At 42.7% G+C, this 26,060-nt stretch carries 13 protein-coding genes; 12 read left to right on the forward strand and 1 reads right to left on the reverse strand.

What is annotated here, in order from left to right; translation table 11 throughout:
* Positions 1-6: 6 nt before the first annotated feature.
* The 10 genes from FHS10_RS20430 (at position 7) to FHS10_RS20475 (ending at position 21,771) form a co-directional block, all read left to right on the forward strand.
* Positions 7-1,365 carry a lipopolysaccharide biosynthesis protein gene (locus FHS10_RS20430; RefSeq protein ID WP_259094090.1) on the forward strand — a complete coding sequence of 453 codons (1,359 nt, stop codon included), beginning with the start codon at positions 7-9 and terminating at the stop codon, positions 1,363-1,365.
* Position 1,366: 1 nt separating this feature from the next.
* Positions 1,367-2,578 carry a glycosyltransferase gene (locus tag FHS10_RS20435; protein ID WP_259094092.1) on the forward strand — a complete coding sequence of 404 codons (1,212 nt, stop codon included), beginning with the start codon at positions 1,367-1,369 and terminating at the stop codon, positions 2,576-2,578.
* Positions 2,579-2,641: 63 nt separating this feature from the next.
* On the forward strand, positions 2,642-3,832 hold the full coding sequence (locus FHS10_RS20440; RefSeq protein ID WP_259094094.1) for a glycosyltransferase family 2 protein: 1,191 nt from the start codon (positions 2,642-2,644) through the stop codon (positions 3,830-3,832).
* 117 nt (positions 3,833-3,949) lie between these two features.
* A complete protein-coding gene (locus FHS10_RS20445; RefSeq protein ID WP_259094096.1) occupies positions 3,950-6,607 on the forward strand; it encodes a non-ribosomal peptide synthetase in 2,658 nt (885 codons plus the stop codon).
* A 61-nt stretch (positions 6,608-6,668) separates the two neighbouring features.
* On the forward strand, positions 6,669-7,805 hold the full coding sequence (locus FHS10_RS20450) for an acyltransferase family protein (protein WP_259094098.1): 1,137 nt from the start codon (positions 6,669-6,671) through the stop codon (positions 7,803-7,805).
* A gap of 66 nt (positions 7,806-7,871) precedes the next feature.
* Positions 7,872-8,792, forward strand: a complete 921-nt coding sequence (locus FHS10_RS20455) for a glycosyltransferase family 2 protein (protein ID WP_259094100.1) — start codon at positions 7,872-7,874, stop codon at positions 8,790-8,792.
* A complete protein-coding gene (locus FHS10_RS20460) occupies positions 8,793-9,974 on the forward strand; it encodes a glycosyltransferase family 2 protein (protein ID WP_259094101.1) in 1,182 nt (393 codons plus the stop codon).
* Between the two features lie 225 nt (positions 9,975-10,199).
* Positions 10,200-16,841, forward strand: a complete 6,642-nt coding sequence (locus FHS10_RS20465; RefSeq protein WP_259094103.1) for a polyketide synthase — start codon at positions 10,200-10,202, stop codon at positions 16,839-16,841.
* Between the two features lie 3 nt (positions 16,842-16,844).
* Positions 16,845-20,873: a non-ribosomal peptide synthetase gene (locus FHS10_RS20470; RefSeq protein ID WP_259094105.1), complete on the forward strand. Its 4,029-nt coding sequence runs from the start codon at positions 16,845-16,847 to the stop codon at positions 20,871-20,873.
* Between the two features lie 169 nt (positions 20,874-21,042).
* The gene (locus tag FHS10_RS20475; protein ID WP_259094107.1) at positions 21,043-21,771 is read left to right on the forward strand and encodes a 4'-phosphopantetheinyl transferase family protein; all 729 of its coding nucleotides are present in this window, start codon (positions 21,043-21,045) and stop codon (positions 21,769-21,771) included.
* Positions 21,772-21,775: 4 nt separating this feature from the next.
* Here the strand turns inward: FHS10_RS20475 and FHS10_RS20480 are convergent, their stop codons facing one another.
* On the reverse strand, positions 21,776-22,501 hold the full coding sequence (locus tag FHS10_RS20480; RefSeq protein ID WP_259094108.1) for a glycosyltransferase family 2 protein: 726 nt from the start codon (positions 22,499-22,501) through the stop codon (positions 21,776-21,778).
* A 67-nt stretch (positions 22,502-22,568) separates the two neighbouring features.
* On the opposite strand from FHS10_RS20480, the gene pbpC reads away from it, so the two are divergent.
* Together pbpC and FHS10_RS20490 are read left to right on the forward strand one after the other, a co-directional pair.
* Positions 22,569-24,974: a penicillin-binding protein 1C gene (gene pbpC, locus FHS10_RS20485; protein ID WP_259094109.1), complete on the forward strand. Its 2,406-nt coding sequence runs from the start codon at positions 22,569-22,571 to the stop codon at positions 24,972-24,974.
* 176 nt (positions 24,975-25,150) lie between these two features.
* Positions 25,151-25,909: a hypothetical protein gene (locus FHS10_RS20490; RefSeq protein WP_259094111.1), complete on the forward strand. Its 759-nt coding sequence runs from the start codon at positions 25,151-25,153 to the stop codon at positions 25,907-25,909.
* Positions 25,910-26,060 lie beyond the last annotated feature (151 nt).

Here is a 26,060-nt window from a genome sequence, read left to right on the forward strand (position 1 = left end):
ACCAACATGAGTTTTTTAAAAAAACTAATTAACAAGCATACACTTTCATTAGCAAGTAACGCCATTATGCCCGTGCTTGGGATGGCTATATTATCCCTGATGGGGCGCTTTATTGAAACGCCTGCGCAATTTGGCGATTACATTTTCTTCCTTATTATTTTCACACTTGCCGATACCTTCAGAACCGGCTTTTTACAAACCTCGCTTATTAAATTTTATGCCGGGGCCGATAAAGAAAGGGCTGCAAACATTGCCGGATCTGCCTGGTACCTGGGTATCATCATTGCTTTGGTTTTTGGAGTTGGCAATTTGCTGGTCTATTTTTTTTACCTGTTTTTTGTGGGCGGCAACCTAGATATGTTTATCATATTAAAGTGGTTTAGCGTTATATATATCGTAGCGTTACCCACCGCTATAGCCACCTGGATTTTGCAGGCCGAAGAACGTTTTGATAAACTATTTCTGCTACAACTTATTAACCAGGGCGGGTTTTTCATTTTTATTTTGCTCCTTATCTTTTTGCATCGTACCAACTTCCAAAATGCCATCTACTGCTACTGCTTAAATAACCTCATCAGCAGTATCGTAACTATATCTGTTGGCTGGGCAAAGTTTAAAACCATTGGCAGCAAAAGCTGGGCATCTGTAAAGCAATTGGCACATTTTGGTAAATTTAGTGTGGGCACTTCTATCAGCTCATACCTGTTGCGTAGTTCAGATACCTTTATCATCAAAATGATGTTCCCATCAGCATTATTACCGGTTTACTATATACCGCAGCGTTTAATGGAGATTTTTGAGATCCCCTTAAGAGCATTTATAGCTACTGCTTTACCTGTGATGTCGGCAGCGGTTAATCGCGACGACAAAAAGTATGTATCCTACATCATGAAAAAATATGCCGGGATGCTTACTATGGCGTTGATCCCGGTAGCTGTCGCATCATTTTTATTAGCCGATATTATTATCGGGATTTTGTTTGGTGGTGATTACAAACACTCGGATGCAGGAAACATTTTCCGCATTTTTATGTGCTTTGTGATGCTGCTTCCTATCGATAGGTTTTTTGGAATCACCCTTGATATTATTGGCAAGCCCCAGCTAAACATGATCAAGGTTTTTATTATGCTATCGGTAAATGTGGCGGCAGATTTTGCTGGCATTTTCATTTTTCACAGCTTGTATGGCGTTGCCATCGCATCGATATTCACTTTCTTTTCTGGCGCTATTTTTGGTTATTGGGCATTAAAAAAGCACCTGAACTTTTCAGTTAAGGATATATTTTACCTTGGTTATCTTGAATTGATAGAATTAATTGGCATGCTGTTTCAAAAGATCAGGAAAAAAGAGGTGGAGCAAAATTAGTATGGAGCTTAAAAACCGTAACATCATCATATTTTCGCAGATGCAGTTTGATGGCCGGCTGGAATCAACAAACTACACCATGGCCAAACACCTGGCTAAACACAACCAGGTTTATTATGTTGACAGGCCCTTTACCTGGAAGGATTACATCAAATTTAAAGATACTCCGGAATTTAAGATCAGAAAGCCGCATTTCTTCTCGCCCAAAAACAGCATTATCCAAACCGACATTCCTAATCTTAAGATCGTAATATCGCCACCTGTGCCATCAATCAACGGGCTTCCCGAAGGTAAAATTTACCGTGCGGCCGTTAGATTTAATGAACTCATAGTTGCGCGGCGCTTAAAAAAAGTGATCAAACAGTTTGATATTAAAGATTACATCTACATAAACTCTTATAACTACACCTACCCCAACTTTCATAAACTGATTTTGCCGCTGCTTACGGTATACCACTGTGTTGATCCCCTGATAGAGAGCTACCAAACCAAGCACGGCCTCATCTCTGAAGATATTGTGGTTAAAAGCGTTGACCTGGTGATTTGTACCAGCAAGGAATTACGAAACAATAAGCAGAAGTTAAACAGCAACTCACATTTTATACCAAACGCAGCCAATATAGCGCACAGTCAAAAAGCGTTAAACCCCGATTTGCCTATAGCGGACATCCTATCAGGGATAGGTAAACCGGTGATCGGTTATTTCGGTAATATAGAACGCAGGATTGATTATGACCTGCTTACCGAAGTCCTTGCCCAAAACAGGGATAAAAGCTTTGTCTTTATAGGCCCTGTAGACATTGATTATGTAGAAATGCAGGTGTTTAAAGACCCTAACGCGTTTGTAAAGGGCGCTGTACCTTATGACCAGATGCCGGCTGTGCTCAAGGGCTTCGATGTATCTATCATTCCATTTAAAAAAGATGAAGTAAGCAACTCTATATTCCCTTTAAAACTATTTGAGTATTTAGGATCGGGCCGCCCGGTGGTATCTACCGATTTTAACTCAGACCTTAAGGACTTTACCGGCGACACCGTTGCTTACAGCGAAAATCCTACTGAATTTTCTGCCGCTATTAACCAGGCCTTAAATGATACCCCCCAGTTGCAACAGAAAAGACTGGCTGTAGCTGCCGAAAATACCTGGGAGCACCGCATTGAGGAAATAGAAAACCTTTTGGCATTAAATTTAGATACAAAGGTTAATAACTAATTGGGCCGTAATACAACTTTACGGCGGCAAACACAGTAAAAAGACTTAATCAGATACTAAACTATGGAGATCATTAAATTTATTGCTTCGGTAATAATGAGCGCGGCCTTTATTTATCTTGGAATATACTGCGTATACCTGTTTGTATTTTCGGTATTGGGGAAATTAGTTCCCATAAAGTACCCTCCTGTAGCCACCGGATTAAGTAAATTTGTAATTTATATCTGCGCATATAAGGAAGATGAAATTTTATTAAGTTCCGCAGTAAGCGCTTTAACGCTTGATTACCCTAAAGATAAATTTCACGTTTGCATTATTGCCGATTCGCTTAAACCTGAAACACTTGAAAAACTAAGGCAGATGCCATTACAAGTGGTAGAAGTTTTTTTTGAAAACAGTACCAAATCAAAAGCATTAAACAAGGCTATTGAAAACACAGCCGAAGGTTTTGACGCCGCCATTGTTTACGATATTGATAACGTAGCGGCCGATGATTACCTGTATCACATTAACAATTACCTGCAAGCCGGCGAAAAAGTAGTACAAGGGCACCGCATAGCCAAAAACATCAATACCAATGTGGCTGTGTTAGATGCTATTAGCGAAGAGATCAATAATCACATATTCAGGAAAGCACAACGCGTATTCAACTTTTCGGCAGCCATTATAGGCTCTGGAATGGCACTTGAATATCAACTATTTAAGCGCACAATGAGCCAGATTGACGCTGTAGGCGGCTTTGATAAGGAAATGGGCCTGATACTTACACGCCAAAGGATCCACGTTGCTTACGCCGAAAAAGCTTTGGTGCTTGATGAAAAAGTAAGCAACCCCGAAGTATTTAAAAAACAACGTAAAAGGTGGTTATCGGCGCAGTTTAATTTACTGCGCAAATACGGCATGAGCGGTTTTAGTGAATTATTTATGAAGGGCAATTTTGATTATTTTAACGAGATATATCAAATGTCGATATTGCCGAGAGTATTGATGTTGGGGTTGATGCCATTTATGCTGCTTATTTCCTTTTTGTTACCGGCGGGCATTGGCCCGTCATGGCATTTGTGGTTAGCCGCAACATTATGCTGCTATATTGGTATTGTTGTTGCTATACCGGCATCGTACTTTAATGGCAAATTACTAAGTGCGGCGCTTAAGTTGCCATTGATATTTTTTACCATGTTATTACTACTGTTTAAATTAAAAGGTGCCAATAAAAAATTCATTCATACCCCGCACGACCATAACGCCGCTTAATGCGTATGTAGTGAAATACAGAGTTTATCCTTTAGGATACCTATCCAGGGCGGTAATAATTAAAATGAATTAGTAGCCTTATTATTAATATAAATAGCTTTATAAGATACCCCAGATATGGATACTTTTGAAAAAACTGATGGTTTAAGCCAGCTAAATAATACGGCGGTTGATTATCCAAAAGATAAAGCGCTCCACCATCTCATAACGGAGCATGCCCTTAAAAATCCAGATAAAACTGCGTTAGTATTTGAAGAACGTTCACTTACCTTTAAAAATGTAAATGAGGCCGCCAATAAACTGGCTAAGCATTTACTAACCTACAATATAAAAACCGGCGATATCATAGGCCTTGCGCTTGATCGCTCGCCAGAAATGGTGATTTCTTTGCTGGCAATCTTGAAAACCGGTGCTGCTTATGTTCCGCTTGACCCCGAATATCCCAAAGACAGGGTTGAGTTTATGATGGAAGATTCGGCAGCAAAGATCTTGCTTACATCAGAGAAATTTAAAGGTCATTTTACATCTGTGGCGCAGGAAGTTTTAATAGAAGATGCCTTAAATAAATTTGACAGCTATTCGGCCGATGAACCAGATACCATAGTGACAGGTACAGATCTGGCTTACGTGCTGTTTACATCAGGATCAACCGGTAAACCAAAAGGCGTACAGATAAAACACCACAACCTGGTTAACTTTTTGCTGAGTATGGCAAAAGAACCAGGCCTTACCCCCGCCGATAATTTGTTGGCCGTAACTACCATATCATTTGATATTGCCGGTCTTGAATTGTTTTTACCACTGTTAACGGGAGCTAAACTCATTGTAACTGATGCCATAACTGCAAAAGATGGTCGTGCATTGCTTGACCTTTGCCTGGCGCAGCAAATTACCGTAATGCAGGCCACTCCTTACACCTGGCGTGTAATGCTTGAAGCCGGCTGGGAGCAAAAACTGCCTTTAAAAATACTTTGCGGCGGCGAGGCTTTACCAAAAGACCTCATTAATAAACTAATTGCCCGCAGTTCGGAATTGTGGAACATGTATGGTCCTACAGAAACTACGGTATGGTCGACTGTGAAACTGATTCTGAACGATAGCGACATTACCATTGGTAAACCTATAGATAATACCCAGGTTTACATACTGGATGAAAAACTTAACAATTTTACCGATGGCACCATTGGTGAAATTTATATTGGTGGCGATGGTGTAGCCAAAGGTTACCTGAACCGCCTTGAGTTAACCAACGAACGTTTTGTCGACGATATCTTCTCTGACTTAAAAGGCAGCAAAATGTACCGCACCGGCGATTTAGGCAAGATACGTGAGGATGGCGAAATTGTTTGCCTTGGTCGTATTGACCACCAGGTTAAGGTACGTGGTTACCGTATTGAATTGGAAGAGATCGAACAAAACCTGTTAAAGCAAAATAATGTAAAACAGGCCGTTGTTATAGCTCGCGAAGATGTACCCGGCAACCCACGCCTGGTAGCCTATGTGATAGTGAACGAAGCCATAGCCGATGCCGACCTGAAGACGCAATACGAGACCTGGCAAAAAGGCCTGCTTGATGTGCTGCCCGAATATATGGTACCCGATGATTTTGTGTTGATGGAAGTAATCCCAATTACCCCGAACGGCAAAATAGATCGGAAAGCATTACCCAAACCCGATTATGGCAACATCCAGCGTATCGGCGATTTTATAGCACCACGCACCGCAAACGAAACATTGGTTGCCGAGATTTGGCAGGAACTGATGGGCATAAAAAGTATCAGCATAGGCGATAACTTTTTTGAGTTGGGTGGCCGTTCACTGGTGGCTGTACAAATCATGGCCCGTATTGAAAAAGAAACCGGCAAGCGCCTGCCTCTGGCTACTTTATTTGAACATGCTACCATTGAGAAATTAGCAGCAAGGCTCGATATCGACCCGGCATCCATCACCTGGGAATCATTAGTGCCCATTAAGCCAAGCGGCAGCAAAATGCCTTTATACATTGTACATGGCGCGGGCTTAAACGTGTTGTTGTTTAACGCCCTGGCTATGAATATGGATGCTGAGCAACCTGTTTACGGCTTGCAGGCAAAAGGCCTTAACGGTATTGACGAGCCATTAGATGTAATGGAAGAAATTGCCGCTAATTATATTGCCGAAATTGTTGCAAAAAACCCCGATGGCCCTTATGCTTTGGCGGGTTATTCTTTAGGTGGGATCATTGCCTACGAAATGGCTAAACAACTAATTGCTGCCGGTAAGGAAGTAAAAATGCTGGCTATGTTTGATACTTACGCCGATCTGTCTACAGCGCATGATCCGGCGGTAAAACGCGCCCTTAATAAAGGCGTGCTATTGCTTAAACAAATAGGCCACACCTTTGTGCTATTGGCAGAAGATCCTAAACGCACCATTGAATATAAAAGCCTGATCCTGAAACGAAGGATAATTAAAATGTTCTGGAAATTGGCTCCTGGTAAAGACGAAAAGAAAGAAGGGTTCTTTGCCTATGATAACGAAATTGATGAGGCCAGCGAAAAAGCCTTACGCAATTATATAATTACGCCATTAAACATTGCTATTGAATTGTTCAGGGCAAAAAAACGCACTTTTTACATGGCCGACTTTGAATTTTTGGGATGGACACCATTTGCAAAGAAAGGCGTTCACGTTCATGAAATCCCGGGTGAGCATAACACCATATTTGCACCACCTAATGACAAGGTATTTGCCGTTGTGTTACAGGAATGTTTAGACAAAGTATCTAAAAGTTAATGCTTACGTATAAGTTAATAGCTTTTAAGAATAATTGTTATGTGTTGATAAAGATGTATAAATGTTGGATACACCAATAAATGAGGTTTCTGTAAGTAAAAAGACAAAGGTTTTCTTCCCCAATTTAAATGGCGTGAGGGCATTGGCAGCCCTTATGGTTGTGGTATCGCACATTGAGCTTCACAAGGTTATTTTTAATATCAGGCGTATCCCCGATACCGATCTGCTCAACTTCGGCAAAGCAGGCGTCACCATCTTTTTTTCGTTAAGTGGTTTCCTCATCACCTACCTTTTACTTGAAGAGAAACGAAATTTTATTACAATCAATTTCAAAGGCTTTTACATGCGCAGGTTATTGCGCATTTGGCCCTTATATTTTTTGGTGGTTTTCTTTGGCTTTTCGGTTTTTGGTGGTGGCAGTAAGGCGTTTTGGTTATCCGTGTTATTTTTGCCTAACCTCGCCTTTGTTTTACAGCTGTTGCCGGCCATATTTGACCCCATTTGGTCGATAGGTACAGAAGAACAGTTTTATATTTTCCATCCACACTTTTTCAGGATTAAAAACAACCGGAATATTTTAAATGCGCTGCTCACTTTTATTGCCTGTATTTACATTTTCCAATTTGTAATTGAGCAGGCTATGAGCCGACACCCCATGTACCAGGTTGTACATATGTTGCTTTATTACTCCCGGTTTGATAATATGATGATAGGCGCTGTAGTTGGTTTACTTTATCACAATACCAAACACCCACAATTCAAATTCAGATTTCAGCGGTTATTTGATACTATATTTAAAAAGGCGTCACAGTATATTTTGCTAAATGCTTTCCTGATCTTTTTGATATTCTATCTGTGTTTTGATATCCCTCATGGCGATGTGTTAATAGCCGCGTTGGCCTCCTTACTTATCGTGAATCTTTGCGAGGCTGAAAACAGCATCTATTCTTTAAACCACAGATACCTTAACTTTATTGGCAAAATTTCTTACAGCATTTATCTGTTACATAAGTTTGTGCTGTTTTTGGTATTGTTCCTGGTACAGAAATATCTGGCGCAGGGCAGTTTAATTATTGAAAACATTTTAATCTATAGTGCCATTATTTTAGGGTCGATAGGTGTAGGCTCATTATCCTATTATGGTTACGAAAAACCTTTTTTAACCATAAAAAAACGGTTTCAAAAAATAACCCAGTAGGTTTAAATACTTAACAATTAATGGTGTTTACACGTAAAAGCAAGCACCATTGTATGATCAGCGCGCATGAAAAAGGTTTCTGTTGTTACCGTAAATTTTAACCAGCCAGGTATAACCGAGGAATTGCTGTCATCAATAGCGTTGACCAACACCTATGCTAACCTGGAGATTATTGTGGTTGATAATGCCAGCAAGGAAAACCCGGTACCTGCGTGGCTTATAAAATACCCGGATATTAAGTTTATCCGGTCGGAAATTAACCTGGGCTTTGCAGGTGGTAACAACCTGGGCATTAAAGAAGCAACCGGCGATTACCTTTTTTTGGTTAATAACGATACCGAGTTTACCGAAGGCCTGGTACAAAAACTTGCTGATATACTGGCTACCCATTCAGATGTAGGTATGATCTCCCCGATGATCAAATATCACAGCAATAAGGAGTTGATTCAATATGCCGGTTACACCCCCATGAACTATTACACCTGCGCAAACAGCTGTATTGGTTTAAAACAAAAAGATGAAGGGCAATTTGACCACATTACCGGCCCTACTGCTTATTGCCATGGTGCCTGTATGATGATCAAACGAGAAGCTATTGATAAAGCCGGGCTAATGGCCGAGAACTTCTTTTTATACTACGAAGAAGTGGATTGGTGCGAGCAGATACTCCGCGCAGGTTACCAAGCCTGGATAAATACCGAGGCTTTGATCTACCATAAAGAATCGGTATCGGTAGGCAAAAAGAGCGGACTGAAAGTGTATTTCATGACCCGTAACCGCATCCTGTTTACCCGGCGAAACGCGCCGTTTTTTAAGGAGTTATTCTTCTATTTTTACTTTTTATTGTTAGTTGTGCCCCGCGACACCATTAGGCACATCAAAGAGAAAAATTACAGCTTTATACCCATGCTGTTTAAAGCAGTATGGTGGAATTTTACCCACACTAAAAGCAGTACTGATTTAGGTTACCCTATCAAAACTATATAAATGAAAATCATTTTAATATTAAGCCTGGTAATTGTTTTTTACACCTTTGCGGGATATGGCATGCTGCTTTACTTTATTATCAAAATAAAAAGAGCAGTACGCGGACCAAAAAAAGCCATTGCCGAAGACCTGGATGCCCTGCCAACCTGCACACTTGTGGTAGCTGCTTATAACGAAGCCTACTTTATGAAAGAAAAGATAGAGAACACGTTGAAACTCAATTATCCGGCAGGGAAATTAAAGCTCCTCTTTATTACAGATGGTTCATCAGATAATACACCGAACATTATTGCCGAGTATCCACAGATAGAGCTGTTGCACAAACCCGAACGTGCCGGCAAAATCGCGGCCGTACACCGTGCTATGGATTTTGTAACCACCGATGCCGTAGTTTTTACCGATGCCAATACTTTTTTAAATAAAGATGCGCTGATAAAAATCTGTCGCCATTATGCTGATCCAAGTGTTGGTGCCGTAGCAGGCGAAAAACGGGTGCATTTTGATGAAAATGCAGATGCAAGCGCCGCTGGTGAAGGTTTTTACTGGAAGTATGAATCGGCTTTAAAAAAATGGGATTCAGAACTTTACTCGGTTGTTGGTGCCGCGGGCGAGTTGTTTAGTGTAAGGCGTTCACTTTATTTACCGGTACATGCTGATACCGTGCTGGATGATTTTATGATCTCGATGCTGATAGCCGAAAAAGGGTATCGCATTATTTATGAACCAGAAGCATATGCTACCGAAACAGCATCAGAGAATGTAACTGAAGAGTTGAAACGCAAAATCAGGATAGCTGCCGGGGGGATTCAATCTATATTAAGATTAAAAAGTTTGTTCAACCCATTCCCCTACCCAATTTTATCCTTCCAATACATCAGCCACCGTGTTTTAAGATGGACTGTTACGCCTTTTTTGCTCATCCTTTCATTTATATTAAATATAGCCATCGCTTTTGAGCCGAATGTCTCGGGTTGGCAGGCTTTATTAGCTGCTCAGGTATTTTTTTACCTATTGGCTTTGTTAGGTTATATTATGGAAAAACGACAATTACGCATTAAAGCGCTGTTTATCCCCTACTATTTTTGTGTAATGAATTATGCTGTTGTAGCCGGAATTACCAGGTATTTCACCACCACACAAAGCGCGGTTTGGGAAAAAGCCCAACGCAGGCAAATCACATAAATAAAGTATTAGTTTAAACATTTAACATAACCTGGCCAATAATATTTACGTATAATTAACATGTAACAACATCGCTATTATCGCAATGAAATTGCGTTTAAAGCCAATAGGAATATAAATTAATTGCTATCTTCAACTGGTTAAAATAACCTGCAAAATTATTTTAAATACCCCTGTTACATAATAAGCAGGCCAGTAGAACCATAGCTAACCTCATCGAACTTAATGAATATTAATACCGGAAGTGTAGTTGAAGAAGGTATCAATAGTACCACATATGTTCACCGGTTATTTGAGCAACAAGCGCAAATAACGCCCGGTGTTGTGGCTGTTACTTATGGTAGCAGGCAACTCACGTACACCCATCTAAACCAACAGGCCAACAATCTTGCAGCTCTAATTTTAAAAAAATCCCCGCAATCAACCCTCATAGGTGTAAGTGCATTACGCAGTGTTGATACCATTGTAAGTGTGTTGGCTATCCTGAAGGCAGGTAAAGCCTATTTGCCCTTAGATGCCGGTTATCCTAAAGACAGGCTTGAACAAATCATTACCGATTCGGGCATCGATACCTGCCTGATCACAGAAGGCCAGAAATCACTTTTTGAATCGATGCCTATTGGGATCCTGTTATCAGATAAAAAATATCCCGAATCAACAATACCATCGCCAACTAATAAACCCGATGGTGCTTATGTGCTGTATACATCCGGCTCAACAGGCACACCGAAAGGTGTTGTGATGGGCCATGCGGCATTGGCTAACCTGCTGTTATGGCAAAAGGAAAAATCAATCGCCACAACCGGCACAAACACGTTACAGTTTGCACCTTTAACTTTTGATGTATCGTTCCAGGAGATCTTTGCCACGCTAACTACAGGTGGCACTTTGGTATTGATTGATGAAGACCTACGCATTGACCCGGTTAAACTTTTAGATTATATTGAACATCAATCCATAAACCGCATCTTTTTGCCTTTTGTGGTTTTACAATATTTAACAGAAGCAGCAATAGCTAATAAGCATATCCCCGCCTGTTTACAGGAGGTGATGACCGCGGGTGAACAGCTAAAAGTAACCCCACAGGTTACGGCTTTCTTTAAAGCATTGCCCGGCGCGGCATTGTACAATCAATACGGCCCTACCGAAACCCATGTGGTTACCGAACTTAAGTTAAGTGGGGATGCTACTTTATGGTCGGCACTGCCTTCTATTGGAGTGCCGATAAGCCAAACAGATATTATCATCCTTGATGAAAACCTCAAAGCAGTACCATACGGAGAAACCGGTGAGCTTTGTGTCGCGGGGATCAGCCTGGCTAATGGTTATCTGAATAAACCCGAACTCACTGCCGAAAAATTCACTTTTTACCAGGAAACCGAAGAACATGCCACCCGCATATACCGCACCGGCGATTTGGCCCGCTACCTGCCCGATGGTAACATCGAATACCTTGGCCGCAAAGATACCCAGGTAAAAATTCGTGGCAACCGTGTGGAATTGGGCGAGATAGAAGTATTGCTCAACAAGTTACAAAACATCCAACAAGCGGTGGTTATTGCCCGCGAAGATGCCGCCGGGCAAAAGAGGCTTTTGGCTTATTTGGTATCATCATCAGACGACCAAAATACAGCCCCGGTACGTAAAAACATGGAGCAGCAACTGCCCGACTTTATGCTGCCATCGGCCTATGTTTGGCTAAAAGAATTACCTAAAACAACCAGTGGCAAGGTAGATAGGAAAGCCCTGCCAAATCCAGGAATAGACAGACCTGAACTGGCAACTTTATACAAAGCACCGGCTACGCGGATAGAGAAAAACATTAGGGGTGTATGGTCGGCCTTATTGCAGATAGATAAGATTGGTATTGATGACGATTTTTTCCTGCTTGGCGGTAACTCATTACTCGCGCTTAAAACCGTTGCCACTTTAAAACAGGATTTAAATTTAGATGTACCCATTACTAAGTTATACCAATACCCAACCATTAGCGGCCTGGCTAACTTTTTAAGCGGATCAAATAAAACGGTCCCACTCCTTTCGATTAAAAAAAATAAAGATAATACCGGCAACCAGGATATAGCCATTATAGGTATGGCCGGTCGGTTCCCGGGTGCAAATACCATTGATGAGTTTTGGCAACTGCTGAGCGATGGTAAAGAAGGCATCAGCTTTTTTACTGCTGGTGAAATTGACAAATCGATTCCAATCAGTGTTAAAAATGATCCTTATTATGTAAAAGCAAGGGGCATTATTGATGGTGCTGATATGTTTGATGCCGGCTTTTTTGGTTTTAACCCACGCAATGCCGAATTGATGGATCCACAGCAACGCGTATTTTTGGAGATAGCCTGGGAAGTATTGGAAAAAACAGGTTACTTACCTCAAAAATACAGCGGATTGGTAGGTGTATTTGCAGGTTGCGGTTACAATACCTATTACAACAAAAATGTGCTCACCAATCCCGAAATAGTAGAGCGTACCGGGCATTTCCAGGTAAGGCTTTTAAATGAAAAGGATTATATAGCCACACGCACGGCGTTCCAGTTAAATTTGGAAGGACCGGCAGTAGCTGTTTACGCGGCCTGTTCAACCTCATTGTTGGCAGTGACCCAAGCGGTGAGCAGTATTCGTAGCGGGCAATGCAGCGTAGCTATTGCCGGCGCGGCATCCATAACCTCACCCATAAACAGCGGGCATTTTTACGAAGAGGGCTCTATCATGAGTATAGATGGCCATACCCGTACTTTTGACGCCGAAGCAACCGGCACCGTGTTTAGCGATGGTGCAGGCGTTGTACTATTAAAATCATTGGAAGATGCCAAACGCGATGGCGATACCATTTACGCTGTAATTAAAGGCGTTGGCATTAATAACGATGGTGCAGCCAAAAGCAGCTTTAGCGGCCCAAGCGCGCATGGCCAGGCCGGTGCTATTGCCATGGCTATTGACGATGCCGGCATTGAAGCATCAACCATTAGCTATGTAGAAGCCCATGGCACGGCTACCCCATTAGGCGACCCTATCGAACTTGAAGGTCTTAACCTTGCTTTTGGCCAGCAGGATAAAACACAATTTTGCGCTATTGGCTCTGTCAAAAGTAATATGGGGCATTTAACTGCGGCATCGGGGGTGGCAGGGCTAATTAAAACAACTTTGGCTATGCGCAATAAGCAAATTCCGCCTTCGCTGTTTTATAACCAGATTAACCCGAATATCGCTATTACTGATAGTCCTTTTTACGTTAACAGTACATTAGCTAACTGGGATACTGACAGCATCAGGCGTGCCGGCATAAGCTCGTTTGGTGTTGGTGGCACCAATGTTCACGTGGTATTGGAGGAGTTTGTAGCCGAACAAGCCGCTGCATCCGAAAGCAAACCGTTGAGCCTGATCACTTGGTCGGCCAAAACTGAGACGAGCTTAAATAATTACGCCAAAAAACTGGGTGCTTTTATCGAACAAAATAAAACCATTAATACTGGCGATATTGCTTATACCCTGCAAAGCACCCGTGCCGATTTTAACCTGCGTAGGTTTGTAATAGCCGCGGATAACGATGCTTTATTAAGTAAGTTAAACACACCCGAAGCAGAACCATCAGCATCAAAAAATTTGGCGACCAAGGCTTCCGAAGTTGTATTTATGTTTCCCGGCCAGGGTTCGCAATACCCGGGTATGGGATTGGAGCTTTATGAAACTGAGCCTATTTTTGCCGCCGCCGTTGATGAATGTATCAGTCTGTTAAAGGGTACTGTACACGAAAACCTACTGGATATTATTTATCCTAAAGTTGCGGATACAGCATCTCCAGAAAAAATAAAACAAACTTTATACGCCCAACCTGCCATATTTATTTTAGAATATGCCATGGCCAAATTATGGATAAGCTACGGTATTGAGCCGCAGATACTAACCGGTCACAGCATAGGCGAATTTGTTGCGGCGCACCTGGCTGGTGTATTTAGCCTGGCCGATGCGGTAAAGCTGATCTCTGAAAGGGCCCGTTTGGTAAACAGCGTCGAACCCGGCAGCATGTTATCTGTACGTTTGGAAGCATCCAAACTTGAAGCCCTTTTACCCGCAAAGCTATCTATAGCGGCTATTAACACCCGCAAACTTTGCGTGGTTGCCGGCCCTACAAACGTGATCAACTCCTTTGCCGAACAACTGGCCGGAGAAGGAATTCCGAGCAGATTATTACTAACCAGTCACGCGTTTCACTCGGCCATGATGGATGGTATTGTTGGCGAATTTGAGGCGGTGGTAAGGTCAATCAAATTAAATATCCCAACCAAGCCCATCGTATCTACCGTTACCGGCAATTGGATGAGCGGTGCAGAGGCAACTGATTCAACTTATTGGTCGCAGCATCTGCGTAAAACCGTACGCTTTGCAAGCGCCTTAGATACCTTACAGGAAGATGAAGGTCGCCTTTACTTAGAAGCCGGACCAGGAAATATATTAGCAACCCTGGCAAGGCAACATGTTGCCGATAGAAATGTTACCGTTATATCGGGATTTGAAAAAAACGAAACTAATGGTGAGTATTATCACGTATTAAAGGCACTGGGGCAACTGTGGTTAAATGGCATTGAACCGGCCTGGAAAGGCGTTTATGCCGGGCAACAACGCAACAGGATAGATCTGCCAACTTATGCCTTTGATCATAAACGTTACTGGCTTGAACCTGCCGTAATACTGAATACCGTTGAAACTATTGCCAACGATACTGCACCACAACCCCCAATTATGAGCACCCAAACAATGCAAACAAGAAAAGATCTGTTAATTAATAAACTAAGGGTGATATTTGAAGATGCATCAGGCATTGAAATTGATGCCGCTGGCACGGGTGTAAATTTTATTGAAATAGGGTTTGATTCGCTATCCTTAACACAGATAGCTACTAACCTTAAAAAGCAGTTTAACGTTCCTATTACCTTCAGGAAACTTTTTGAAGAATACAACAGCCTTGTTTTGTTGGCCGGCTACCTGGATGCTAACCTACCTGCAGATGTGTTAAAACCGGAAGCTATAGCTTCTGCTCCTATTACTGCAGCTTATCAGCCAACATTTGTCGCACCTGCGCCCTCAGGTAATGGCACAGTAACTAATAATAATGACCTGATCATCAATTTAATATCGCAACAACTACAGTTATTAAACAGCCAATTGTCTTTTATACAAGGTGGCGGGGCCTTAGTACAGCAAGCAGCCCCCGCTCATTACAATGCCATCTCTCCTGCCATTACCCCGGCAAAAGCAAATCACCAGGGATTGGAATTGACACAGGAAGAACAAATAGAACTAAAAAAACCATTTGGAGCTACTGCCCGTATTGAAAAACAAACTTTAGAACTTGACGATAAGCAGACCGCATTTTTGGCTGACCTGACTATAAAATATAACGCCAAAACCAAAGGCAGCAAAGCCCAAACCCAAAAAGACCGGCCGTATATGGCCGATCCCCGGGTGGTAAGCGGTTTCCGTCCTTTAACTAAAGAGCTGGTTTATCCATTGGTGGTTAACCGCTCAAAAGGCAGTCATGTTTGGGATATTGATGGCAATGAATATGTAGATGCACTAAATGGATTTGGCTCAAACTTTTTGGGTTACCAGGCTGATCTACTAAAAAAAGCAGTACTTGAGCAGGTAGAAAAAGGTTATGAGATAGGCCCGCAACATGAATTGGCCGGCGATGTTTGTAAGCTGATCTGTGAGTTCACCAATTTTGACCGTGCCGCGGTTTGTAATACAGGTTCCGAAGCGGTTTTAGGTGCTATGCGTATAGCGCGTACAGTAACCGGTCGTTCAACCATCGTGGCCTTCAGCGGATCGTATCATGGTATTAATGACGAGGTGATTGTTCGCGGCACCAAAAAATTAAAGACTGTACCGGCAGCACCGGGAATCATGCCCGAGGTTGTGCAAAATATGCTGATCTTGGATTATGGTACCGAAGAAACACTTAAAATAATAGCCGAACGCGCCCATGAATTTGCAGCCGTATTGGTTGAACCAGTACAAAGCAGGCGACCAGAATTTCAGCCGGTAATGTTCCTTAAAAAACTGAGAGAGATCACCCAAAAATCCGAAACGGTTTTGATCTTTGATGAAGTGATCTCGGGTTTCAGGATGCATCCCGGTGGTGCTCAGGCTATGTTTGGCATTAAAGCCGATTTGGGTACTTATGGTAAAGTTATTGGCGGCGGTATGCCTATTGGCGCTATTGCCGGTATTAAAAAATATATGGACGCGCTTGACGGCGGTACCTGGCAATATGGCGATGATTCGCAGCCGGAAGCAGGTGTAACTTACTTTGCAGGCACTTTTGTACGCCATCCATTAGCCTTGGCTGCCGGTAAAGCCACTTTGCTTTATATGAAAGAGCGCGGTCCTGCATTACAAGAAGAGTTGAATGCCCGCACCAAACGTTTGAGCGATGCGCTGAATGTCATATGTGAACAGAAAGGTATCCCATTGTATTCACCTTCGTTCGGTTCATTATGGAAAATCAAATTCAAATATGAGCTGGCCTACGGCGAATTGTTGTTTACCTTAATGCGTTACAAAGGCATCCATATATGGGATTTGTTCCCATGTTTTATAACCGATGCACATACCGATGAAGAAATAGACCAGATCATTACAGCCTTTAAGGAAAGTGTTGATGAGTTAATTGAAGCTGGTTTTATCCCGACTGCAAAACCTCAGAAAATTAATAATACACCAATTGCCATACCTGCGGATCCCCCTATTCCTGGTGCCAAATTGGGTCGTGATAAAGACGGCAACCCCGGTTGGTTTGTTAGCGATAACAATAATCCCGGCAAATTTTTACAGGTAAAAATAAGCAGTAACTAAATTTTGGACACCTTATACACATATGATACAAGCCCGGTAGATTTTGACCCCTTTGCCGGCCCCGAACTGCAAATGGTTGCGCCTGCTACGGAATCGCAACTGGAAATCTGGACATCGTGCCTTATTGGCGGCGATGGTGCCAACTGTGCTTATAACGAATCGTTTTCGCTGCTGCTAAGCGGTGCCTTTAACCATACTGCAATGGTTAACGCGCTACAGGATCTTGCAAAACGCCACCAGGCCTTACGCTCATGCTTTAGTGCCGATGGCAAATACAGCTGCATTTACACCAACCTGCCACTTGACGTAGATTACCAGGACCTTGCCGAACAATCAGCAGACGATCTGCAACTTTTCATCAGCAACTTCAACAAAGTTATTGCCTTAACCCCTTTTGATTTGGTTAACGGCCCGCTTTTTAAAGCAAGCCTGATTAAACTAAGCGAACATGAGCACTTGCTAACCCTGGTGGCCCATCATATTATTTGCGATGGATGGTCAATAGGGATCATGATGCAGGATCTGAGCAAGTTTTACTCAGCTTATGCCAAAGAAGAAACTATTATACTGCCCGATGCCCCCCTGTTTAGTGAATATGCTGCCGGGCAATTGGCGTATGAGCAAACTGCCGAATTTAAAGAGACTGAAAAATACTGGCTCAATGAATTTAAGGGCAGCGGTCATTATGTAAACCTGCCCGCAGATCTGCCTCGCCCCAGCGTGCGCACTTTTAAAAGTCATCGAGACGATTTTAATTTAGATCCTACGCTTACGCTCGGCTTAAAAAAATTGGGTAAAACCAACGGAACAAGTTTTGTTACTACGTTACTGGCCGCGTTTGAGATATTTTTACAACGCTTAACCGGGCAGGACGAGGTAATCTTAGGCTTACCCGCCGCCGGGCAATCAGCAACCGGTACATTCCGGCTTGTTGGCCACTGCGTTAACTTGTTAGCTTTACGTAGTCATCCCAAGGCCGATCAAACTTTCAGAAATTATTTAAAGATCAGAAATTCGTCAATACTGGATGCCTATGATCATCAGCTATATACTTTTGGCAGCCTGCTCAAAAAACTGAACATCGCCCGAGACGCTTCAAGGATTCCGCTGGTACCGGTGATGTTTAACATTGATATGGGCATGGATGATGATGTTGCTTTTTATGGATTAAAACATCATCTGCACAGTAATCCAAGGGAATTTGAAAACTTCGAGATCTTCGTAAACATTTCGGGGCGGGATGAAGCCCTGGTGTTAGAATGGTCATACAATACCCAGCTTTTCCAGGCCTCAACCATCTTTAACATGATGGGCGAGTTTGAGTTTTTATTGAGGCAATTGATTGCAGATCCTGATACTTTATTGGGTAATATTCCATTAAAAAATACTGATGTCCTTATCAGACAGCTTAACATCTGGAACAGTACCGAAGCTGCTTACGATAAAAACAAGCCTTTACACAAAGTAATAAGTGAGCATGTTGATGAGTTTGGCAATAATGTTGCCGTAAAATTCGGACAAAATACCTTAACTTATCAACAGCTTGATAGCAAAGCCAACCAATTTGCCACACTCCTGATAAACCAAGGTGTTAAAAAAGGCGATAAAATAGCTTTTGCTGTTGATCGCGCTGCCGAAATGGTTGCCGTAATGCTGGGTATCATGAAAACCGGGGCTATTTATATTCCACTTGATCCACAGTTTCCATTAGGCCGCATTAATTATATGCTGAGCGATTCGGCTGCTGTGGTGCTCATCGTTTCAAAAAAACACAAAAACAGGTACCAGTCAAGCGCCAAAGAAATTGTATTGGAAGATGCCTGGGCATCACTTAACCAATACCCCGCTACCGATCCTGAAATTGATTTAACCGGCGACGACCTGGTTTATATCTTGTACACGTCTGGTTCAACAGGCAACCCTAAAGGTGTACAAATAAACCATAGCGCCTTAATTAACTTTTTGTACAGCATGCAAAAAGTACCTGGTGTTAGCGCAGGTGATAAATTATTGGCTGTAACCACCATCAGCTTTGATATTTCGGGCCTCGAGTTATTTTTACCCCTCATTAGCGGCGCGCAGGTGATTATTGCCGATAGCGACACCGCCAAAGACGGGCGCGCGTTATTGGATATTATTAAAAACGAGAGTGTTACCATAATGCAAGCCACACCTTATACCTGGCGCATTATGCTGGAAGCCGGTTGGGATAATTCAACGCCATTAAAAGTGTTATGTGGTGGCGAAGCCTTGCCTAAGGAACTCGCCGAGCGCGTGGTAAAACAAGCAGCAAGCCTTTGGAATGTGTATGGCCCAACAGAGACTACTATCTGGTCGACCATTAAAGAAATCAAAGCTGATGATGAGCTGATCACAGTTGGTAGGCCTATTGATAATACATCCATCTATATTTTAGATAATTTTCAAAATCCCTTGCCCGCAGGCATCGAGGGGGAAATTTATATAGGCGGCGATGGCGTTGCCAAGGGCTACCTCAATCAGCCTGTGTTGACTATTGAAAAGTTTGTGAATGACCCCTTCCTGGCCATTCCTGGTGCAAAAATGTATCGCACAGGCGATATGGGCAGGTTTATGGCTAACGGCGAGATTGAATGTCTGGGTCGGATAGATTCACAGATCAAGATCCGTGGTTATCGTATAGAGGCCGGCGAAATTGAATACCACCTGGTAAACCAACATAATGTAAAGGAAGCCGTGGTTATAGCCCGGCCCGATAAATACGGTGTTGATAAACTGGTTGCCTTTATTGTAATTAAAGATGGCTACCAGGGCGAAAGCGATAGTGCACAAATTAAAGGCTGGCGGGCAGATTTACGATCATTACTACCAGACTACATGGTTCCCGATGATTTCATCATTATACCGGCCATGCCATTAACGCCAAATGGTAAAATAGATAAAAAAGTTTTAGCCAATCAAAATACCAAACTTGCCGAAAGCATCAACCTGTTTATTGCGCCGCGTACAGATGTGGAGAAATTGGTTGCCGATGTATGGTCGGAGTTTTTGGAGATCAAGAACATAGGCATTTATGATAACTTTTTTGAACTGGGTGGCCACTCGCTGATTGCCGTGCAGGTAATGACACGCATAGAAAAGTTAACCGGCAAACGCCTGCCGCTTGCCACACTTTTTGAAAATTCTACGGTTGAAAAACTTGCATTGATGCTGGAAATGGACGGCAAATCAATCGTTTGGGATTCCCTGGTGCCTATTAAACCACAGGGCACTAAAATGCCTATCTACATTGTACATGGGGCTGGCCTAAACGTGTTACTATTTAACGCGCTTGCAATGAATATGGATGATGATCAGCCGGTTTACGGCCTTCAAGCCAAAGGCTTAAATGGCATTGATGAGCCCCTTAGCAATTTGCGTGATATAGCCGCGCATTACAATGCATCGATCATGGCGCAAAACCCCACAGGTCCGTACGCACTTGCCGGATATTCTTTTGGTGGCATCATCGCTTTTGAAATGGCCAAACAGTTTGAAACCATAGGTAAAGAGGTAAAAATGCTGGCTATGTTTGATACTTATGCGTACCGCTCGCCGTATTTTGATCCGATGCCGATACAATACTACAAACGTGGCAAATTTTTTATGCGCAAGTTGGTTTACAACCTGTCATTTAAAGAAGGCGTTGCACATACCGTTGCCCAAAACGCTACCGGTGTTAAACGGCGTTTAACCCAAACTCTGTGGAAACTGGCCAACGACGAAAAGCAGGAAGGCTTTTTTGGCTACTCTAACAAGATAGATGAAATGAACATCCTTGCCGAAAAGAACTATCAGCTAAAGCCATATGACATAGCGGTAGAAGTATTCCGTGCGGAAGACCGTACTTTTTACCTCGATGATTTTGAATACATGGGCTGGAAACCCTATGCCTTAAAAGGTGTAAATGTTCACAAGATCCCGGGCAGCCACAATACTATATTTAAAGCGCCAAACGATAAGATTTTTGCGAGTATACTGCAAAACTGCCTTGATGAGGCGGCGAACAAATAGGGGCTTAGAAAGGTGTTTTTTATTGAATATGTCATTGCGAGGCACGAAGCAATGACATGGTTTTAAGAAATTCGTTTTCTCTTTAAACTTAGCGAATTTTATTCCCAATAACCCACCTTCCCCTTCCATCCGCTTTGTGGGAAATAATTTCTTATACTAACTTCGCAACATGGGTCAGGTTGAAGTTGAGATCGTTTTTTTGGAGGATATTGAATGGCAGGCTGAAAATCAGTGTGGGTTTAATTTAAACACAGGCGTTGATGTATGGCGAATTAATATTGCAAACCAATTAACTGATATGGAACGTTTTTCAACCATATTACAGCCCGACGAAGTTGCCCGCGCTAATCGTTACATTCAGGAAAAAGACCGAATAAGATTTATTGTAAGCCGCGCCGGTTTACGAACAATACTGGCTAAATACCTACACCTGGATGCCCCCGCAATAACATTTAAAGCCAACGCAAACAGAAAACCCTACATTGAGGGATCTGATTTGAAATATAACGTATCCCATACCAACGACTGGGTTTTGATCGCGATAGCTAATACCGATGTGGGGGTGGATACCGAAAAGATAGATCCTGCTTTTGATTTCCCTTCAATTTTACCTGATTATTTTAGTCCGGCGGAAACCGTTTTTATAGGGCACTCTCCAGAAAACTTCTTTTTATTGTGGACCAGAAAAGAAGCCTTAACCAAAGCTACCAGCCAGGGACTTGATGAAAATCTAAAACAAATACCAAGTTTGGGAGGCCTGCAATTTGCAGATAATAGTTTATTGTTAACCGACAAAAACTGGAATGTAAATAGCTTTAAATTAGACGACCGGAGTTTTGGAACTATAGTGACCGGGCAAAACGCAAAAGAATTGCGTTTTTTTAACGCTGATCTATAGCTGACTATTTGCTCTTAAACAACCCGTATTTCAGGATACAGTAAATAGCTCGTACACCGTCCTTCCATCCTATTTTTTTTCCTTCTTCGTAAGTACGGCCATAGTAAGAAATGCCCACTTCGTAGATCCTGATCTTGGGGATTCGGGCTATCTTGATAGTCACTTCCGGTTCAAAACCAAAACGTTTTTCGGTAAGTTGAATACCCTGTATCATTTTGGTGTCAAACAATTTATAGCAGGTTTCCATATCTGTTAAGTTCAGGTTACTGAACATGTTGGAGGCAAAAGTAAGCCAGCGATTACCAATAGTGTGCCAAAAGAACAGGATGCGGTGTGGATTACTCCCCATAAACCTCGATCCGTAAACCACATCGGCAAAGCCATTGATCACAGGTTTAAGCAAATCATTATATTCAAATGGATCGTATTCCAGGTCGGCATCCTGGATAATGAGATATTCGCCGGTAGCTTTTGAGATTCCTGTATGTAAGGCCGCGCCTTTACCTTTATTTACTTCGTGCTTAAAGTACAGGATGTCAAGTTCGGGATTAGCGTGCTGATAAGCGTTAATTGCAAACTCGGTATTATCGTTTGAACAATCGTTTACTATAATTACTTCCCTCTCAATATCATTAGTAAGGGCTACCGATTTAATTTTATCTAAAATCAGGTGTATGGTGTTACCTTCGTTATAAGCAGGGATAATAATTGATAGTTTTTGTATGGCCATTATTGTATTTAATCAAACTATATGATAGCCAGGTATTGTGGCTATATAGCGCTTTAATATATCTTTATTGAAAATATTATTAATGCAAACCGTTTTAACGCGAATCAAAACTTACTTAAAAAAACCAAAAGTAATACTTATACTGGTAATCCTGTTTGCTTTAACCCTGCTATTTGCGTTTTGTTTGCCAAACCCCCTCTTCAAAAGCCCCACATCGTACGTAATTGACGATGATGAAGGCCAGTTATTAGGCGCATCCATAGCCCAGGATGGGCAGTGGCGCTTTCCCTATAACGATAGTGTACCCGAAAAGTTCAAGCAATGCATTATCGCTTTTGAAGATAAACGCTTTGAACACCACCCCGGTTTTGATCCGCTGGCTTTTGGGCGGGCGCTTAAACAAAACATCACATCAAAAAAAGTAACCAGCGGCGGCAGTACCTTAACCATGCAGGTGATCAGGCTGGCAACCCGGCATAAACGCAACATCTGGAATAAGTTCCTGGAGATATTTATGGCCTTGCGCCTGGAACTTACGCACAGCAAAAAGGAGGTTTTAGCGCTTTACGCCAGCAATGCCCCCTTCGGCACCAATGTGATTGGATTGGATGCTGCTTCATGGCGATATTTTGGTCGTAGTCCGGACAAACTTTCCTGGGGCGAAATGGCTGCTATGGCGGTTTTGCCAAACTCGCCATCGCTGGTACACCCCGGCAGGAACAGGCTCATTCTCCAAAAAAAAAGGAACCTGCTGCTCACCCGGTTATATAAGCAAGGTATAATTGATAGCACCACCGCCAACCTGGCTAAATTAGAGCCGGTGCCCGAGCGGCCTGTGCCACTCCCATCGCTTGCCCCGCACCTGTTACAACGTTTTAAAAACGACTATAAGGCAAAACCCGTTGGTGATACACGCATCCAAACCAGCATAAAAGCGGCACTACAACAGCAGGTAAATGATATTTTAGAACAGCATCACCAGGTTTTAAAAGCCAATGATATCAATAACATTGCCGCCATTGTATTGGATGTGGAAACCGGCCAAACCCTGGCCTATGCCGGCAACATCACTCACCACGAAGATCCGCAGATGGAGAGTGATGTGGATGTTATTGATGCGCCACGCAGTCCCGGCAGTACGTTAAAGCCTTTGCTATATGCATCTATGCTGCACAGTGGCCTGATATTACCCAACAGTTTACTGCCCGATGTACCTACCCTGATAGCTGGCTATCATCCCGAGAATTTTGATTTAGGGTACGACGGCGCTGTGCCCGCCTCAAGGGCGTTATCGCGCTCCCTTAATGTGCCGGCCGTAAAAATGCTGCAGCAATTTAAGTACGAACGTTTTTATGATTTTTTACATAAAGCAGGCATCACCACCTTGACTAAACCGGCAGACCATTATGGCCTCTCGTTAATATTAGGCGGCGGCGAAAATACTTTATGGGAATTGAGCGGCGCTTACGCTGATATGGCCCGGGTACTGAATCATTATACCACTAACAAGGGATTATACAACCCGTTAGACTTTCATAGCCCGGTTTACAGCAGACAACCCGTTATAAAACCCGAACTGGAAAAATCGGGCCTATTGGATGCAGCTTCTATCTATTACACTTTCCAGGCGATGGAGGAAGTAATGCGCCCCGGCGAAGAAATGTTGTGGCAGCAATTCAGCTCCACCCAACGGGTGGCCTGGAAAACAGGCACCAGTTTTGGCTTTAGGGACGGCTGGGCCATTGGCATTACCCCAAGATACGTAGTTGGTGTTTGGGTGGGCAACACCGATGGCGAAGGCAGGCCGGGATTAACAGGCATCAACACCGCTGCCCCTGCCCTGTTCGAAATATTTAGGCTACTGCCAATAGCACGCGATTGGTTTGAAATGCCTACCGGCGAAATGGTACGGATAGCAGTATGTCACCAAAGCGGGTATCGTGCCGGGCAGTATTGCGAGGATGTGGATGATATGATGGTGCCTAAAAGTGGATTGAAAGCCCCTGTTTGTCCATATCACCAGCTTATCCACCTATCTGTCGATGGCAAATACCAGGTTAACGGCAATTGCGAATCGCCGGATAATATGATCAACAAAAAATGGTTTGTGCTGCCTCCTTCTATGGAATATTATTACAAGGCCCGTAATTATCAATACCACGTATTGCCGCCATTTAGGGACGGTTGCACCCAAGCCGAAAATGGCAACACCATGGAAGTGATCTACCCGAAAGATGGCGCTAAAATATACGTTCCGCTTGAAGCCGACGGGACCCGTGGCCGGATGATTTGCAACGCCGCCCATCGTTTACCCGGTATGAAGATCTTCTGGCACCTGGACGATCAGTACGTGGGCGAAACCAAAGATTTTCACCAAATGGCTTTAAACCCGCCGCCGGGTAAACATATACTTACTTTGGTAGATGGTAATGGTAATACGGTAAATATTGGCTTTGAAATATTGAGTAAGTGAGGTGTGAGGTGTGAGGTGTGAGGTGTGAGGTGTGAGGTGTGAGGTGTGAGGTGTGAGGTGTGAGGTGTGAGGTGTGAGGTGTGAGGCTTATTTCTTCGAAATAATATATAGGTTTTTACCCAACGTTTTTTTTGATTGATACGATGATGCAATAAAGAACATTAATCAATTTAAAAATGAAAAACTTCACCTACATTATCCTTGCTTTATTAGCTGCATTCTTCATTATTTCGGGATGCAGTAAAATTGCCGATCCGGCCAACAATGGAAAAATTGTAGCCAGCAAAACTGAACTAAAGATCAACGAACGCGATTCTTTGGTTTTTGTTGGCGCAACCGGTACCGATACTACATCGTGGTCGGTTATACCGGCGGGCTTTAACTACAAAACCGCCAAAAAGAATGCCGCCCTTATTGCTTTTACCAAAGCCGGCAGCTATACGGTTACAGCAACCCACAACGGGTTGTTGCCCGCCAGCATTGTTATTAAAGTAAGTACCGACTCGGTGTCAAACCCTTCGGACACTACCACATTTGTCCCACTCACCGGCGACCAAATTACTTTACAAGCAGGCTATTATAAAAGCGCTAAAAGCGATAGCGCCGGCATTACGTTTAGTGCGCACACTAAAAACAACTACTGCTCAAACGGAATTTTTCGGTTTAACGCCAGTGTTGATGCCAGTAATAATTACACCATTAACCTGCTCAACATCCAGGAGCCTAAAATTTGCAGGGGTACAACAGATCATCCAATTACTTCAAATGGAGTTATTTTAACAAAAGGTAGTCTGCAAAATGGAACTTATCCAATTAAAGTTACTTTAAACGGAACTGATTACACCGGGCACATTGTTGTTACAAGCGCTACTATTACTTTTGATTGGAGTTATACAACCGGGGTATTGATAACACCTAAAATAATTAACAGGTAATTAAAATAATATCTGATAAGAGAGATCGGTCATTTTTAAAACTGATCTCTCTTTAAGTTGGTGTATCTTATGCCCGCTTTGGTAAATAGTAAAAATATTTTTCTTTTTACCCAACGTTTGGTGCTCCGTGTACGAAGAGCGTTTTACAGGC

Origin of the sequence: Mucilaginibacter dorajii, assembly GCF_024808255.1 — a bacterium.
In the GTDB taxonomy this organism is placed as follows: domain Bacteria; phylum Bacteroidota; class Bacteroidia; order Sphingobacteriales; family Sphingobacteriaceae; genus Mucilaginibacter; species Mucilaginibacter dorajii.